The following is a 15201-nucleotide window of genomic DNA, read 5'->3' as shown; positions in this document are numbered from 1 at the left end:
CCCTCTCGGGCTTTCCTCCGGGCTTCCCTTCGGTCTTGCGTTTCCGACTCTATCAGACCGTTTTCCGATCCGATTTCCTCGGTGCTTTCCAGGTTCCCGCTCTCGCGTTTCCCTTTCCGGCGGTTCCGACTCTATCAGATCCTTTCGGCGTCTGATTCCCAGTCAGCGGGGGTTGTCTTCCCGGCTGTTGGGCCGTTCCGACGAGTGAGACTTTAGCGGATTCCCGGCCTCCGAGCTAATCGGGGGCCGCGTCCTTTCGAACGTGGATTCCTCATTTCGCACAGCACATGCCGAAACAACACGACGACGTGCGTCGATTGCCGGTAGGTACTTGCGGAATGGCTGTCCGGGGACCGACCGGAGTCGGCGCTCACGTCGGACAACTCGGAGAACACTACGTAGCCGTTTGGGGTGTGTCAACTCAACGGCGAACGGCACCCCGCGGGCGTAAGGTGGACGCCATGACTACGCGTACGTGTACCCAGCAGTGGTGGCCCGCCTGACGGCGGCCGCGCTCACGTACGTATTCAACGGCCGCCGCCTCGGCGGCCGTTCGCGTATCTCCCTCCGGAACCCCTGAGGGTCGGCCGCCCGGGACGGCGGCCTCGACCAGGAGGTGGAGAGGGAATGACACGGGTCTTCAGCGGGATCAAGCCGACCGGGCACCTGACACTGGGGAACTACCTGGGGGCCATGCGCCAGTGGGCCGCGGTGGACCAGCACCGGTCCGACGCGCTGTTCTGCATCGTCGATCTGCACGGCATGACCGTGGACCACGATCCGGCCCGGCTGCGCAGACTCACCCGGCAGGCCGCGACGCTGCTGCTGGCGGCGGGACTGGATCCCGAGCTGTGCACCGTGTTCGTACAGAGTCATGTCGACGAGCACACCCGGCTGTCGTACGTCATGGAGTGTGTGGCGGCCGACGGGGAGATGCGGCGGATGATCCAGTACAGGGAGAAGGTCGCGTCCGAGGGTGTGCGGGGGCGGGGTGTGCGGCTGTCCCTGCTGACGTATCCGGCGCTGATGGCGGCGGACATCCTGGCGTACGGGGCGGACGAGGTGCCGGTCGGGGACGACCAGGCGCAGCACGTGGAGCTGACGCGGGATCTGGCGGTGCGGTTCAACCAGCGGTACGGGCACACGTTCGTGGTGCCGAGGGCGACCGTGCCGGCGGTGGCGGCGCGGGTGATGAACCTGCAGGACCCGACGTCGAAGATGGGGAAGAGCGACGACTCGGGTCCGGGGATCGTCTATCTGCTCGACGAGCCGGACGTGATCCGGAAGAAGGTCATGCGGGCCGTGACCGACAGCGGGCGCGAGGTCGTGTACGACCGGGAGGAGCGGCCCGGCGTCGCGAACCTGCTGGAGATTCTCGCTGCGTGCACGGGCGGGAACCCTGAGTCACTGGCAACCGTTCACGATTCGTACGGCGCTCTGAAGCAGGCCACCGCGGAGGCGGTGCTGGAGGTGCTCAGGCCCGTGCGGGCCAGGCACAAGGAGTTGTGTGCCGATCCGGGATATGTGGAGGGGGTGCTGCGGCATGGGGCGGAGAAGGCTCGGGCGATCGCCCGGCCGATCGTCGATACCGCCTACCGGGCGATCGGGCTGTTGCCGCCCGGTGCCTTCGCGGAGTCGGTGGCGGCCGAGCCCGCGTTGAACGCGGCGCGGTAGGCACGGGGGCTGGTGGCGAGGCGCGATGCGAAGTGCTGGCGCATCGTGACCTCGCTGCCGAAGCCGGCCCGGCGGGCGATCTCGGGCATGGGCAGGTCGGTGCGTTCGAGGAGTTTCTGCGCTGCGGCGATGCGCTGGTCGAGGAGCCAGCGGAGCGGGGTCGTGCCGGCTTCCGCGGTGAAGTGGCGGGCGAAGCTGCGCGATGACATTCCGGCGTGGGCGGCGAGGTCGGCGACCGTGAGCGGTTCGTGCAGCCGGCGCAGGGCGTGTTCGCGTACGGCGGCGAGGGTGTCGGCGTCGCGGTCGGCGCGGGGCGTGGGGTGCTCGATGAACTGTGCCTGGGTGCCGGTGCGGAAGGGGGCGGTGACCATCGAGCGGGCGATGGTGGCCGCGGCCTCGGCGCCGTGGGCCTGCCGGACCAGATGGAGACAGAGGTCGATGCCGGCTGCCGTTCCGGCGGCGGTCCAGATGTTGTCGTCCTCGATGAAGAGGGCGTCGGGGACGACGGTGACCTGGGGGTGACGGGTGCGCAGGAGGTCGATGAGGTTCCAGTGGGTGATGGCTCGGCGGCCGTCGAGCAGGCCGGCCTGGGCGAGGGTGAAGGCGCCGCCGCAGAGGGCGGCGAGGGTGGTGCCGCGGGCGTGGGCGCGGCGGAGCGCGTCGAGAACGGGGGTGGGTGCGGGTGCGAGGTGCTCGTCGAGGCCGGGGACGACGATGAGATCGGCGCGGTCGAGCCAGGCGAGGGTGCGGTCGGGGTGCAGGGCCAGGCCGCCGCGCATGGGAATGGGGGTGGTGGTGTCGACGGCGGCTCTGCGCAGGTCGAAGGAGGGGGCGCCGCGGTCGGTGCGGTCGGTGCCCCAGACCTCGGTGATGACGGAGACGTCGAAGGCGCGGATGCCGGGGAAGGCGACGAGGGCGATGCGCTGCGCGGGAGCCTCGGTGGGCGTGGCGGGCTCGGGTGGCGGCATGGCTGGCAGTAAACCATCGATCGCTGGCTTCTGCCCGTCTGGGGCGGATCGGGTCCCGGCGCCAGGATCGTGGCCATGGGAGACAACACGGAAAGCAGGCAGCTCGCTGTCGACGCCGGCGCGGCCCTGGTGGTCGTCGATGTGCAGAAGGGCTTCGAGGAGCTCGGCTTCTGGGGGCCGCGCAACAACCCCGGGGCCGACGAGAACATCGCGGCGCTCGTCGACGTGTGGCAGGAGACCGGGCGGCCGGTGGTGTTCGTCCGGCACGACTCGGTGAATCCGCGGTCACCGCTGCGGCCGGGTCAGGAGGGGAACGACTTCAAGGAGTACGTGGAGGAGAGGAGGGCGAAGGGGGCTGCCGGTGGCGGTGGCGCCGAGTTGCTGGTCACGAAGTCCGTGAACTCGGCCTTTCTCGGGTCGCCGGATCTGGGGGCCTGGCTGACGGGGCAGGGTGTCGGGCAGATCGTGCTGGCCGGGATCCAGACCAACATGTGTGTCGAGACGACGGCCCGGATGGGCGGGAATCTCGGGTACGACGTGCTGGTGGCCTACGACGCGACGCACACCTTCGATCTGGCGGGGCCGTTCGGCTGGCGGCGCACGGCGGAGGAGTTGGCGCAGGCGTCGGCGGTGTCCCTGCACGGGGGCGGTTTCGCGCGGGTGCTGACCACGAAGGAGATCGTGGCGGCCGCCCGGGTCTAGCCACCGCCCCCTGGGGCGAGCGTCAGTCCTTCTTGCCGGAGGCGAGTTGGCGGCTGCGGTCGCGGGCGGCTTCGAGGGCGGCGATGAGGGCGGCCCGGACGCCGTGGTTCTCCAGTTCGCGGATGGCGTTGATGGTGGTGCCGGCGGGCGAGGTGACGTTCTCGCGGAGTTTGACGGGGTGTTCGCCGCTGTCGCGAAGCATCACGGCGGCGCCGATCGCGGACTGGACGATGAGGTCGTGGGCCTTGTCACGGGGCAGGCCGAGCAGGATGCCGGCGTCGGTCATGGCTTCGACGAGGTAGAAGAAGTACGCCGGGCCGGAGCCGGAGAGGGCGGTGCAGGCGTCCTGCTGGGACTCGGGGACCTGGAGGGTCTTGCCGACGGCGCCGAAGATCTCCTCGGCGGTGGCGAGGTGGGCGGCGGTGGCGTGGCTGCCGGCGGAGATGACGGACATCGCCTCGTCGACGAGGGCGGGGGTGTTCGTCATGACGCGGACGACCGGGGTGCCGGTGGCGAGGCGCTCCTCGAAGAAGGAGGTGGGGATGCCCGCCGCGCCGCTGATGACGAGGCGGTCGGCGGGGATGTGCGGGGCGAGTTCGTCGAGGAGGGTGCCCATGTCCTGCGGCTTGACCGTGAGGATCAGGGTGTCGGCGGTCTTCGCGGCCTCGGCGTTGGTGACCGGCGTGACTCCGTGGCGGGCGCGGAGTTCTTCGGCCCGTTCCGGGCGGCGGGCGGTGACCAGGAGGTCGGCAGGCGCCCAGCCGGCGCGGATCATTCCGCTGAGCAGGGCTTCGCCGATCTTGCCGGTGCCGAGGACTGCGACTTTCTGACTCATGCGGTTCAGTTTCGCACCGGGGTGAGGGGGGCGGGATGGTTGTCCGGTGGGCGGGACGTGCCGGCGGTGCTATGCCGTGCGGCGCCTGAGGGTCGCCGCTCCCAGGGTCAGGACCAGCAGGGCGCAGCCGGCGACGATGAGGACGTCCCGGACGAAGGTGGCGGTCATGTCGGTGTGGTGGAGGACCTCGTTCATGCCGTCGACGGCATAGGACATGGGGAGGACGTCCGACACCGCTTCGAGGGCGGGGTGCATCTCGGAGCGGGGTGTGAAGAGGCCGCAGAGGAGGAGCTGGGGGAAGATCACCGCGGGCATGAACTGGACCGCCTGGAATTCGGAGGCCGCGAAGGCCGAGACGAAGAGACCGAGGGCCGTGCCGAGCAGGGCGTCGAGCAGGGCGACCAGGAGCAGCAGCCACGGGGAGCCGGTGACGTCCAGGCCCAGCAGCCAGACGGCGAGGCCGGTGGCGAGGGCGGACTGGATGATCGCGAGGATGCCGAAGGCGAGGGCGTAGCCGGCGATGAGGTCGGCCTTGCCGAGGGGCATGGCGAGGAGGCGTTCGAGGGTGCCGGAGGTGCGTTCGCGGAGGGTGGCGATGGAGGTCACCAGGAACATCGTGATGAGCGGGAAGATGCCGAGCAGTGAGGCGCCGATGTTGTCGAAGGTGTGCGGGCTGCCGTCGAAGACGTAGCGGAGCAGCACCAGCATCAGGCAGGGGATGAGGAGCAGCAGCGCGATCGTGCGGGGGTCGTGGCGGAGCTGGCGCAGGACGCGGGCGGCGGTGGCGGTGGTGCGGGAGAGGTTGAGGGCGCTGACGGGGGCGGCTGCGGTGGTGGCCGGCTGGGTGCTCATCGGGTGGTTTCCTTCGTGCGGGACTGGGCGGCGGCTTCGTCGACGAGGTGCAGGAAGGCCGCCTCGACGGTGTCGGAGCCGGTGCGGGTGCGCAGGGCCTCGGGAGTGTTGTCGGCGAGGATCTCGCCGTCGCGCATGAGGAGGAGGCGGTGGCAGCGCTCGGCCTCGTCCATGACGTGGGAGGAGATGAGGAGGGTGGCGCCGCGGTCGGCGGCGATGGAGTGGAAGAGGTGCCAGAGGTCGCGCCGCAGGACGGGGTCCAGGCCGACGGTGGGCTCGTCGAGGACGAGGAGTTCGGGGCTGCCGAGCAGGGCGACGGCGAGCGAGACGCGGCTGCGCTGGCCGCCGGAGAGGTTGCCGGCGAGCGCGTCGGCGTGGCCGGTGAGGTCGACTTCGCCGAGGACGCGTTCGACGTCGGCGCGGCGCTCGGCGGTGGGGCGGGTGGGGTCGAGGACGGCGCCGAAGTAGTCGAGGTTCTGGCGGATGCTCAGGTCGTCGTAGACGGAGGGGGCTTGGGTGACGTAGCCGATACGGGTGCGCAGGGTGGGGTGCCCGGCGGGACGGCCGAGGACGTCGAGCGTGCCGCTGACTTTCGCCTGGGTGCCGACGATCGACCGCATCAGGGTCGACTTGCCGCATCCGGAGGGCCCGAGCAGGCCGGTGATCTGGCCGCGCGGGACGGTGAAGTCAAGGCCGCGGAGCACGGTGCGGGGACCACGGACGGCCGTGAGTCCGGCGGCCCGGACGGCAGGGGGCAGGGCTGAGTTGCCGGCGGCCTCGTGCGGCTCCGGCGAGTAATTCACCATGCGATGAATAATGCTCCGGGGGGTGGGGGCCGTCAAGGGGCGGGGGGTGGGGCGGCCGTGTGCGCTGGGGGCGGGGCGGCCATGTGCGCTGAGGGCGGGGCGGAGGGCGCTTGCCGACGCTGGCATGGTGCCGCCCGCGCCCACCCGTGCCGCCCTCAGCGGCACGCATGCCCGCGGCTTTGAAGAAGCAGCGACTGCGGCGCCCCTTCAGGGGCGCGGGGCGGTATCGATGTGCGGCTCCGCCGCGCGGGCGCGACCAGCCCCCACCGGCCCGCACCCGAATCTCTGCGCCAGGCCGGGCCCGCAAAGGCACCGCTCAGGAGTTGACGGCGACGAGCAGCAGCACGTCGTACGTCTCCTCGACGACGCCGTCCGGAAAGACCGTCAGGAGGTGGCCGCGTTCCTCCGCGAGGAAGACGGTGCGGCGCTCCTCGGGGGTGACGAGGAACGCCGAGTGGCTGGAGATGTTGGCGAGGTGGGTGTCGAGGGGAACCCGGCGGCTCCAGCGGACCACGCGGCGGCTGAAGCGGAGCGCCCCGCTGGGGTCGGCGAGGTCCGTGCGGTCGGCCGCCTTGCTCTGCTCGGCCTTGACGTCGATGCCGAAGAAGCGACTGATACGGGCGGACGAGTCGGCGATCCAGTCGACGTCCAGGGCGCTCGTGTTCCACCACAGCGCCAGCGCACCGCCGGGACGCAGCACCCGGAGCGCCTCCGGCACGGAGCGGGCGGGGTCGGTCCAGTGCCAGGCCTGGGCGTAGGTGAGGAAGTCGGCGGTGTCGTCGGCGAGGGGGAGGGCGTTGCCGTTGCCGCGGACGATCGGGACGTCGGGGAGCGTGGTGTGGAACTGGGCGGCCATGCCCTCCCCCGGCTCCACCGCGACCACGTCGGCGCCGCGCGCGTGCAGGAGGGCGGTCGCGATGCCGGTACCCGCGCCGACGTCGACCACCCGGGCGCCCGTGAGGGAGCGGCCGGCCTCCTCCTCGACGGCGTCGAGGAGCGCGGACGGGTAGGAGGGGCGGTTCGCGGCGTACTGGGCCGCGGCGGCGTTGAAGGAGTGCGCGCGGGCGGCGTGGGAGGGGGTGGGGTTCGGGAGGTGCGACTGGCCTGTGGTCATGCGGCCATGGTCCTCGGCGGCGGAGCGGCGGGGACAGAGGTTTTCCGCGGGGCGGGTGTGCCCGCCCCGGCGGCTGCCTCCAGGCGGCCTCAGCGCTTCCGCTTCTTCTTCGACGGGTCGCCCGAGCGGCGGGTGGAGCGGCGCTCGTGTTCCTGGACGGCGGTCTCGTACTCCGCGCGGTGGAGTTTCTCGCCGGGGGCCTCCACGAGGGAGCGGAAGAAGTAGGCGAGCAGGGAGCCGACGAAGCCGATGGCGAGGAGGCCGCGCAGGGAGGCCTGCCGGTCGGGGTCGGGGCGCCTGCCGAAGGACTCCCACGTGTTCCGGAACGCCAGCGCGCTGCAGATGGCGAACATCGCGACGACCAGGACGGTCACGAAGGATCCGGTGTCGGCCAGCTGCACGCCCTCGTAGGCGAGGCGCAGCACCAGGCAGGAGCCGACGGCGGCGGCGAGCGAGCCGGCCGCCACGCCGATCCGGCGGACGGTGTAGCGGTCGTCATGGTCCACCCAGGACGTACCGAAGAAACGGAGGGGCTCCGGGCGGGGGCCGCCGGTGGAGCCCGCGGGGGTGTCCGGGGTGCCTGGTTCGTCGCTCACGGGACGATTATGGCGCCGGGGGCTCGCGGGCTCCGGAACGGGGTCGGGTGACCGGTCAGGCGCAGCGGGAGGCGATGTAGCCGTCGCTGCCGGTGTTGATGTAGGCGTCGGACACGTACTCGCCGTTGTCGATGTTGTCCCAGATGTTGGTGGTGCCGTAGTACCCGGAGACCGTCGTGCCGGGCGTCTGGCAGAAGATCGGGACCCTGGTGTTCTCGACGAGCGTCCGGGTGATGGTGTAGTTGGTGCCGGGGCCACTGCGGACGTTCACGCGGACGCCCGGGGCGGTCGCGTACGTCGTCACGGCGGAGGCGGTCGAGGCCGAGCCCAGGACCATGAGGAAGGCTCCGGCGGAGCCCGCGAGAAGGACGGAAGCGCGTCTTGAGGGAGTCATCCCAGTCTCCTGGACCGGATCAGGAGCAGCGGTCGGCCACGTAGCCGTCGCTGCCGGTGTTGACATAGGCGTCGGACACGAACTCGCCGTTGCTGATGTTGTCCCAGATCTTGGACGTGCCGTAGTACCCGGAGACCGTCGTGCCGGGCGTCTGGCAGTAGATCGGGACCTTGGCGCCCTCGGGGAGGACGCGGGTGACGTCGTAACTGGTGCCGGGGCCGCTGCGGACGTTCAGGCGGAGGCCCGGGGCGACCGAGTAGTAGCGCACGGACGCCGCCAGGGTCGTGACGGCCTCTTCCTCACCGCTGCTCTCGGCTTCCTGCGCGTGCTCGACAGACATGTGGTGCTCCCCCCACTGAACCCATGAGTGCCATGGAGTCCCGTTGATTCCCCGCGATCGAGCCACGAAACACATGTGCGTAACTCGCACGCGGAGGCTAGCAAGCCGCCTCTGTATCGCACGAGTCATCGACTAGGCTCCGTGCGTCGCGCTCCGCGGAACCAGCACGGGGGTGGTCCCTTGACGCCACAGCGCAACACCGGAGCGGGCGCGGAAGCGGAACTTCCCGAGTACGCCGGGCACTACCGCCTGGAATCCTGCCTGGGTTCCGGTGGCATGGGCGTGGTCCATCTGGCCCGCAGCACCTCGGGGCTGAAGCTCGCCGTGAAGGTCGTGCACGCCGAGTTCGCCAAGGACCGCGAGTTCAGGGGCCGTTTCCGGCAGGAGGTGGCCGCCGCCCGCAAGGTCAGCGGTGCCTTCACCGCGCCCGTCGTGGACGCCGATCCCGAGGCCGCGCGGCCCTGGATGGCCACCCTCTTCATCCCCGGCCCGACCCTCGCCGAGCAGGTGAAGCGGAACGGGCCCATGCCCCCTGCCCAGTTGCGCCGGCTGATGGCGGGGCTCGCGGAGGCGCTGCGCGACATTCACAGGGTCGGCGTGGTGCACAGGGATCTCAAGCCGAGCAATGTGCTGCTCGCCGAGGACGGGCCCAAGGTCATCGACTTCGGTATCTCCCGGCCGAAAGACAGCGAACTGCGGACCGAGACCGGAAAGTTGATCGGTACCCCGCCGTTCATGGCGCCGGAGCAGTTCCGGCGGCCGCGTGAGGTGGGGCCCGCCGCCGACATCTTCGCGCTGGGGTCGGTGCTGGTGCACGCGGCGACCGGGCGGGGGCCGTTCGACTCCGACAGCCCTTATGTCGTCGCCTACCAGGTCGTGCACGACGAGCCCGATATCACCGAAGTGCCGGAGGAGATCGCTCCGCTGGTGCTGCGTTGTCTCGCCAAGGAGCCGGAGGACCGGCCGACGCCCGACGAACTGATGCGGGAGCTGCGGTCGTTGTCGGCGTCGTACGACACGCAGGCGTTCATACCGGCACAGCGGGCCGGTGTCACCGGTGAGGTCGATGAGGGCACTGGTGACGCGGCGAGGCCGAAGCCGTCGGAGGAGACGGCGAAGGGGAAGCGGAAGGAGAGCGGGAAGGATCCGCGGCCGGCGTCCGGGCCACGCCTCGGCAGACGCGTCGCCATGGCCACGGGTGCCGTGGTTCTCGCGCTGGGCGCGGTCGCTGCCGTGGTCCAGTGGGTCGCCGGGGGCACCCCGCAGCCACGGGAGGGCAGCCCCAGGACCACGTCCGCCGCTTTCGCCGCCTGGCAGGCGAACCCGGTCACCAAGGGCGCGTCCACCCCGCTATGCGCCTCCGGTGACGGGAAGTTGTTCTGCACCGAGGCGTCCACGGCCTTCGCCCTGAACCCGGTGACAGGTGCCGTGCTCTGGCGGCACACCGTCGCGGACATCCGCTGGGGCAGGCCCCCGGTCCTGTCCGCCGGGCTCGTCCAGCTGGTCACCGACGAGGGCCGGCAGGTGACGGCGCTCAATCCGGACTCGGGCAGGACCCGGTGGCAGCACGACCTGCCCGACAACAAGGGGATGAAGTACGCCGACGGCATGCTCCTGCTCGCGGGCGCGGACGGCACGGTCACCGGGGTGGACAGCGCGACCGGCACCACCAAGTGGAGCCGGCCGACCGGCGGGCACGGCATACAGCGGATCGACTTCTTCCCCTCGGACCCGTCGTCGGCATATGTGACGAGTACGTCCGCGGACGGCACCAGTACCCGGCTCGCCGCCGTCGATCCGGCCACCGGAGACGTTCGGTGGGACACGTCGTTGCAGGGTCTGCTGCTGCCGGTGGGCGCGCAGGGCGGGGCGGTCTTCCTGCTCGCCGCCGATCCGGTGTACGGCGACACCGATGCCGTGGTCCGCTACACCCCGGCGTCCGGGGCCACGCACCGCGTCAAGCTGCCCGCACCGCGCGCGGACGCGCAGGCCGGCGTGCACGACGGCGTGGTCTATGTGCTGGCCGCCACCGGTTCGCTGGACGCCGTCGACGTGGGCGCGGGCCGGCGCACCTGGCACCTGGAGACGTCGGTGAGCCGGGGCTCGGCACCCGTCGCCGACGACCGCCACGTCTACTTCTCCGCTGCCGACGGGCGGCTCATCGCGGTGGACGCGCACAGCGGGAAGGTCGCCGGGCAGACCTCGCCCCGCTTCGGCACCGGCTCGGGCGGGGTCGCCACCTCGGTGCCCGCCCCCATGATCCTCGCCTCCCACATCTACGCCACCGCCCCCGACGGCACCGTCTTCGCCGTGGACGCGGGTGATCCGGCCGGCTGGTGACGGCGGGCCGGGGGGAAGGGGAAGGGGCCGCCCCGTGTGGGAGGCGGCCCCTGAGGCGCTACGGCGGCTGCTGCGCTGTGGGCGCTACGGCAGGCGCGGGTCAGCCCAGCTTGGAGACGTCGCGGACCGCGCCCTTGTCGGCGCTGGTGGCCATGGCGGCGTAGGCGCGGAGTGCGGCCGAGACCTTGCGCTCGCGGTTCTTCGGGGCGTACACGCCGCCCAGGGCCTGCTCGCGGCGGGCGAGTTCGGCCTCGTCGACGAGGAGCTCGATGGAACGGCCCGGGATGTCGATGCGGATGCGGTCGCCGTCCTGGACGAGGGCGATGGTGCCGCCGGAGGCCGCCTCGGGGGAGGCGTGGCCGATGGAGAGGCCGGAGGTGCCGCCGGAGAAGCGGCCGTCGGTGATCAGGGCGCAGGACTTGCCGAGGCCGCGGCCCTTGAGGAAGGACGTCGGGTAGAGCATCTCCTGCATGCCGGGGCCGCCCTTGGGACCCTCGTAGCGGATCACGACGACGTCGCCGTGCGTGACCTGCTTCTTGAGGATCTTCTCGACGGCTTCCTCCTGGGACTCGCAGACGACCGCGGGGCCCTCGAAGGTCCAGATGGACTCGTCGACGCCGGCCGTCTTGACCACGCAGCCGTCGACGGCGAGGTTGCCCTTGAGGACCGCGAGGCCGCCGTCCTTGGAGTAGGCGTGCTCGACGCTGCGGATGCAGCCTTCGGCCGCGTCCTCGTCGAGGGCCTCCCAGCGCTCGGACTGGGAGAAGGCCTCGGCGGAGCGGACGCAGCCGGGGGCCGCGTGCCACAGCTCGATCGCCTCGGGCGACGGGGAGCCGGCGCGCACGTCCCAGGTCTTCAGCCAGTCCGCGAGGGACGGGCTGTGGACGGAGTGGACGTCCTCGTTGAGGAGGCCGCCGCGGTGCAGTTCGCCGAGGAGGGCGGGGATGCCGCCGGCCCGGTGCACGTCCTCCATGTAGTACGTGCGGGTCTTCGCGACGTTCGGGGCGACCTTGGCGAGGCAGGGCACCCGGCGGGAGACCTCGTTGATCTCCTCCAGGCCGAACGGGACGCCCGCCTCCTGGGCGGCGGCCAGCAGGTGCAGGATCGTGTTGGTGGAGCCGCCCATCGCGATGTCGAGGGCCATGGCGTTCTCGAACGCGGCGAAGGTCGCGATGTTGAGGGGCAGGACCGTGTCGTCGTCCTGCTCGTAGTAGCGGCGGGTGATGTCCATGACCGTGGTGGCCGCGTCGACGTACAGCTGTTTGCGGGCCGTGTGGGTGGCGAGGACGGAGCCGTTGCCGGGGAGGGAGAGGCCGATCGCCTCCGTCAGGCAGTTCATCGAGTTGGCGGTGAACATGCCGGAACAGGAGCCGCAGGTCGGGCAGGCGTTCTCCTCGATACGGAGGATGTCCTCGTCCGAGATCTTGTCGTTCACGGCGTCGGAGATCGCGTCGACCAGGTCGAGGGTGCGGACCGTGCCGTCGACGAGGGTCGCGCGGCCGGCCTCCATGGGGCCGCCGGAGACGAAGACCGTCGGGATGTTCAGCCGCAGGGCGGCCATCAGCATGCCCGGGGTGATCTTGTCGCAGTTGGAGATGCAGACCAGGGCGTCGGCGCAGTGCGCCTCGACCATGTACTCGACCGAGTCCGCGATCAGGTCGCGGGAGGGAAGGGAGTACAGCATGCCGCCGTGGCCCATCGCGATGCCGTCGTCCACGGCGATGGTGTTGAACTCGCGCGGGATGCCGCCCGCCTCCTTGATCGCCTCGGAGACGATCCGGCCGACCGGCTGGAGGTGGGTGTGACCCGGCACGAACTCGGTGAAGGAGTTGGCGACGGCGATGATCGGCTTCCGGCCGATGTCCGCGCCGGGTACACCGGAGGCGCGCATAAGGGCGCGGGCGCCCGCCATGTTGCGGCCGTGGGTGACTGTGCGGGACCTCAGCTCGGGCATCGTCGCTCGCTCCTTCAGACAGATAGGGCTGCTATTGAGCGTACGCCCGTTGTTCAGGCCTCGGGACGAGGTGTCCGGAATGCGGGACAGAGATCTCAGCCGGGCTGGTCACGGCCCGGTCAGATGCCCCTGCACCACCGGGGCGACCCGGCGCACGATCTGCTCCAGGTCCGCCGAGGCCAGCGGCTCCACCCTGATCACGTAGCGCAGCATCGCGCAGCCGATCAGCTGGGCGGCCGCCAGCTCGGCGCGCAGCTCCGCGTCCGGGAGGTCCAGCTGTCCGGCGATCCTGCGCAGCAGCTGGGTGGCGATCAGCCGGCGGAAGACGGTGGCCGCGGCCTCGTTGTTGACGGCGGAGCGGACGATCGCCAGCAGTGGCTTACGGGTGGTGGGGTTCTCCCAGACGCCGAAGATGAACCGGGTCAGGCGCTCGCCGACACCGTCCGGCGGGCCGTCGGCGATCGCGGCGGGCGCGTTCAGCGCGGGGGCGAAGGCGACCGAGATGGCGGCCTCGAAGATCTGGTCCTTGGTGCCGAAGTAGTGGTGGACCAGCGCGGAGTCCACACCGGCCGCCTTGGCGATTGCGCGTACGGAGGTCTTCTCGTAACCGCGTTCGGCGAACTCCTCGCGGGCGGCGACGAGGATACGGTCCCGGGTGCCGGCCGACTCGGTACGCGGGGGCCGGCCGCGGCGCCGGGTACCGGCACCCGTCGTGTCCGTGCCGCCGTTCTCGGTACCCGTCATCGGCGGGGCACCTTGAGCGCCGAGGCCAGGTGCAGGCGGGTGAAGGCCAGGGCCTCCGCGAGGTCGGCCTCGCGCTCCGCGCCGGACATCGCGCGCCGGGTGTTGACCTCGATGACGACATGGCCGTCGAAGCCGGTGAGCGCGAGGCGCTCCAGCAGCTCGGCGCAGGGCTGGGTGCCGCGCCCCGGCACCAGGTGCTCGTCCTTGGCGGAGCCGCGGCCGTCGGCGAGGTGGACGTGGCCGAGCCGGTCGCTCATGCGGTCCACCATGGCGAGCGCGTCCACCCGGGACGTCGCGGCGTGGCTGAGGTCGATCGTGAAGTGCCGGTAGTCGTCCTTGGTGACGTCCCAGTCGGGGGCGTACGCCAGCATCTCGCGGTCGCGGTAGCGCCAGGGGTACATGTTCTCCACCGCGAACCGTACGTCCGTCTCGTTCGCCATCCGCCAGATCCCCTCGACGAAGTCGCGGGCGTACTGGCGCTGCCAGCGGAACGGGGGGTGTACGACGACCGCGCTCGCGCCCAGCTTCTCGGCGGCGGCGCGGGCCCGCTGGAGCTTGACCCAGGGGTCGGTGGACCAGACCCGCTGGGTGATCAGCAGACAGGGGGCGTGGACGGCGAGGATCGGGATGCGGTGGTAGTCGCTCAGTCTGCGCAGGGCCTCGATGTCCTGGCTGACCGGGTCGGTCCACACCATGACCTCGACGCCGTCGTACCCGAGGCGTGCGGCGATCTCGAAGGCCGTCGCCGTCGACTCCGGGTAGACGGAGGCCGTGGAGAGCGCGACCTTCGCATCCGGGATGCGGACGACGTCCCTTGGTTTTGCCACGAGGGACAGGTTACGGGGTGGGGCCGGGTGGGAAGGGGGCGCCTGCTCGCCGTTGTGACCAGGGTCGCGTCGGCGCCCCTGCCGGGCTACGCCGATCCCATGTGGTCCAGGCGCCGCAGGATGACGCCCTCCCGGAGCGCCCACGGACAGACCTCCAGGTTCTCCACCTCGAAGAGGTCCATCGCGGCCTCCGCGACCAGCGCACCCGCCACCAGCTGGCCGGACCGTCCCTCCGACACCCCCGGAAGCGCGCTCCGCTGGGCCGTGCTCATGGCCGCCAGCCGCGGGACCCAGGTCTCCAGGGAGCCCCGCTTGAGCTCGCGCTGGACGTAGAGGCCGTCGGCGGAGCGGGCCGCGCCGGCGATACGGGCCAGCTGCTTGAAGGTCTTGGACGTGGCGACCACGTGGTCGGGGGCGCCGAAGCGGCTGAACTCGCCGACCGTCCGCGCGATCTCGGCGCGTACATGGCGGCGCAGCGCCCGTATGTCGTCGGAGGTGGGCGGGTCGCCGGGGAGCCAGCCGGCGGTGAGCCGGCCCGCGCCCAGCGGCAGCGAGACCGCCGCGTCCGGCTCCTCGTCGATGCCGTACGCGACCTCCAGCGAGCCCCCGCCGATGTCCAGGACCAGCAGCTTCCCGGCGGACCAGCCGAACCAGCGGCGCACCGCGAGAAAGGTCAGCCGGGCCTCCTCGGCCCCGGTGAGGACCTGGAGCTCGACGCCCGTCTCGGCCTTCACACGCGCGAGCACGTCGTCGGCGTTGGTGGCCTCGCGCACGGCGGACGTGGCGAACGGCAGCAGGTCCTCGACACCCTTGTCCTCGGCGGCCTGCAGGGCGTCCCGGACGACGTCGACCAGTTTCTCGACCCCGTCGGGGCCGATGGCCCCGTTGCCGTCGAGGAGTTGGGCAAGGCGCAATTCCGCCTTGTGCGAGTGCGCCGGCAGCGGGCGCGCGCCGGGGTGCGCATCCACCACCAGCAGATGCACCGTGTTAGATCCCACGTCGAGGACACCGAGTCTCATGTACGGAACGCTACTGCCACCTGGGCCGGAACCTGT

15 protein-coding genes are annotated in these 15201 nt (G+C 71.3%); 3 read left to right on the top strand and 12 right to left on the bottom strand.

The window, feature by feature from the left end; translation table 11 throughout:
• Positions 1-627: 627 nt before the first annotated feature.
• Complete coding sequence (trpS, locus tag ACIPSJ_RS20295; protein ID WP_401347404.1) at positions 628-1674, top strand: tryptophan--tRNA ligase; 1047 nt, start codon at positions 628-630, stop codon at positions 1672-1674.
• Here the strand turns inward: trpS and ACIPSJ_RS20290 are convergent.
• On the bottom strand, positions 1593-2642 hold the full coding sequence (locus ACIPSJ_RS20290) for a GlxA family transcriptional regulator (protein ID WP_401347402.1): 1050 nt from the start codon (positions 2640-2642) through the stop codon (positions 1593-1595). The two genes, trpS and ACIPSJ_RS20290, sit on opposite strands and share 82 nt — an antisense overlap.
• Positions 2643-2717: 75 nt before the next feature.
• Between ACIPSJ_RS20290 and ACIPSJ_RS20285 the strand changes: the two genes are divergently transcribed.
• The gene (locus ACIPSJ_RS20285; protein WP_401347400.1) at positions 2718-3344 is read left to right on the top strand and encodes a cysteine hydrolase family protein; all 627 of its coding nucleotides are present in this window, start codon (positions 2718-2720) and stop codon (positions 3342-3344) included.
• A gap of 22 nt (positions 3345-3366) precedes the next feature.
• Here the strand turns inward: ACIPSJ_RS20285 and proC are convergent, their stop codons facing one another.
• From proC to ACIPSJ_RS20250, 7 genes are all read right to left on the bottom strand, one after another.
• On the bottom strand, positions 3367-4179 hold the full coding sequence (gene proC / locus ACIPSJ_RS20280; RefSeq protein WP_359225540.1) for a pyrroline-5-carboxylate reductase: 813 nt from the start codon (positions 4177-4179) through the stop codon (positions 3367-3369).
• Positions 4180-4248: 69 nt separating this feature from the next.
• Positions 4249-5031: an ABC transporter permease gene (locus ACIPSJ_RS20275; protein WP_359225537.1), complete on the bottom strand. Its 783-nt coding sequence runs from the start codon at positions 5029-5031 to the stop codon at positions 4249-4251.
• Positions 5028-5837: an ABC transporter ATP-binding protein gene (locus ACIPSJ_RS20270; protein WP_359225534.1), complete on the bottom strand. Its 810-nt coding sequence runs from the start codon at positions 5835-5837 to the stop codon at positions 5028-5030. The genes ACIPSJ_RS20275 and ACIPSJ_RS20270 overlap by 4 nt, the downstream gene beginning before the upstream one ends.
• Before the next feature lie 316 nt (positions 5838-6153).
• On the bottom strand, positions 6154-6951 hold the full coding sequence (locus tag ACIPSJ_RS20265; RefSeq protein ID WP_401347396.1) for a class I SAM-dependent methyltransferase: 798 nt from the start codon (positions 6949-6951) through the stop codon (positions 6154-6156).
• Positions 6952-7040: 89 nt separating this feature from the next.
• On the bottom strand, positions 7041-7547 hold the full coding sequence (locus ACIPSJ_RS20260) for an EamA/RhaT family transporter (RefSeq protein WP_359225529.1): 507 nt from the start codon (positions 7545-7547) through the stop codon (positions 7041-7043).
• A gap of 55 nt (positions 7548-7602) precedes the next feature.
• Positions 7603-7941: a hypothetical protein gene (locus ACIPSJ_RS20255; RefSeq protein ID WP_401347393.1), complete on the bottom strand. Its 339-nt coding sequence runs from the start codon at positions 7939-7941 to the stop codon at positions 7603-7605.
• A 19-nt stretch (positions 7942-7960) separates the two neighbouring features.
• Positions 7961-8281, bottom strand: a complete 321-nt coding sequence (locus tag ACIPSJ_RS20250; protein ID WP_401347390.1) for an SH3 domain-containing protein — start codon at positions 8279-8281, stop codon at positions 7961-7963.
• 180 nt (positions 8282-8461) lie between these two features.
• Here ACIPSJ_RS20250 and ACIPSJ_RS20245 point away from each other — a divergent pair, with 180 nt between their 5' ends.
• Positions 8462-10621 (top strand): serine/threonine-protein kinase, encoded by a 2160-nt coding sequence (locus ACIPSJ_RS20245; RefSeq protein ID WP_401347388.1) that lies wholly within the window; start codon positions 8462-8464, stop codon positions 10619-10621.
• Between the two features lie 100 nt (positions 10622-10721).
• Here ACIPSJ_RS20245 and ilvD read toward each other — a convergent pair whose 3' ends face one another.
• From ilvD to ACIPSJ_RS20225, 4 genes are all read right to left on the bottom strand, one after another.
• Positions 10722-12575: a dihydroxy-acid dehydratase gene (ilvD, locus tag ACIPSJ_RS20240; protein WP_359225520.1), complete on the bottom strand. Its 1854-nt coding sequence runs from the start codon at positions 12573-12575 to the stop codon at positions 10722-10724.
• 108 nt (positions 12576-12683) lie between these two features.
• Positions 12684-13319 (bottom strand): TetR family transcriptional regulator, encoded by a 636-nt coding sequence (locus ACIPSJ_RS20235; RefSeq protein WP_359225518.1) that lies wholly within the window; start codon positions 13317-13319, stop codon positions 12684-12686.
• Positions 13316-14146, bottom strand: coding sequence for a sugar phosphate isomerase/epimerase (locus tag ACIPSJ_RS20230; RefSeq protein WP_355727903.1), 831 nt, complete (start codon positions 14144-14146; stop codon positions 13316-13318). Before ACIPSJ_RS20230 ends, ACIPSJ_RS20235 begins: the two co-directional genes overlap by 4 nt.
• Before the next feature lie 86 nt (positions 14147-14232).
• The gene (locus ACIPSJ_RS20225) at positions 14233-15165 is read right to left on the bottom strand and encodes a Ppx/GppA phosphatase family protein (RefSeq protein WP_355727905.1); all 933 of its coding nucleotides are present in this window, start codon (positions 15163-15165) and stop codon (positions 14233-14235) included.
• Between the last annotated feature and the right edge of the window lie 36 nt (positions 15166-15201).

It is taken from the genome of Streptomyces sp. NPDC090088 (assembly GCF_044747345.1).
Lineage (GTDB): Bacteria > Actinomycetota > Actinomycetes > Streptomycetales > Streptomycetaceae > Streptomyces.
The sequence above is the reverse complement of the archived record's forward strand: the minus strand, read 5'-3'. Positions and strand labels throughout refer to the sequence as shown.

Bases quoted from the DNA above. Each gene is read 5' to 3' on its own strand.
- ACIPSJ_RS20235 (WP_359225518.1), bottom strand. From the start codon at position 13,319: ATGACGGGTACCGAGAACGGCGGCACGGACACGACGGGTGCCGGTACC.
- ACIPSJ_RS20250 (WP_401347390.1), bottom strand. From the start codon at position 8,281: ATGTCTGTCGAGCACGCGCAGGAAGCCGAGAGCAGCGGTGAGGAAGAG.
- ACIPSJ_RS20285 (WP_401347400.1), top strand. From the start codon at position 2,718: ATGGGAGACAACACGGAAAGCAGGCAGCTCGCTGTCGACGCCGGCGCG.
- ACIPSJ_RS20225 (WP_355727905.1), bottom strand. From the start codon at position 15,165: ATGAGACTCGGTGTCCTCGACGTGGGATCTAACACGGTGCATCTGCTG.
- ACIPSJ_RS20270 (WP_359225534.1), bottom strand. From the start codon at position 5,837: ATGGTGAATTACTCGCCGGAGCCGCACGAGGCCGCCGGCAACTCAGCC.
- ilvD (WP_359225520.1), bottom strand. From the start codon at position 12,575: ATGCCCGAGCTGAGGTCCCGCACAGTCACCCACGGCCGCAACATGGCG.
- proC (WP_359225540.1), bottom strand. From the start codon at position 4,179: ATGAGTCAGAAAGTCGCAGTCCTCGGCACCGGCAAGATCGGCGAAGCC.
- ACIPSJ_RS20290 (WP_401347402.1), bottom strand. From the start codon at position 2,642: ATGCCGCCACCCGAGCCCGCCACGCCCACCGAGGCTCCCGCGCAGCGC.
- ACIPSJ_RS20265 (WP_401347396.1), bottom strand. From the start codon at position 6,951: ATGACCACAGGCCAGTCGCACCTCCCGAACCCCACCCCCTCCCACGCC.
- trpS (WP_401347404.1), top strand. From the start codon at position 628: ATGACACGGGTCTTCAGCGGGATCAAGCCGACCGGGCACCTGACACTG.
- ACIPSJ_RS20275 (WP_359225537.1), bottom strand. From the start codon at position 5,031: ATGAGCACCCAGCCGGCCACCACCGCAGCCGCCCCCGTCAGCGCCCTC.
- ACIPSJ_RS20255 (WP_401347393.1), bottom strand. From the start codon at position 7,941: ATGACTCCCTCAAGACGCGCTTCCGTCCTTCTCGCGGGCTCCGCCGGA.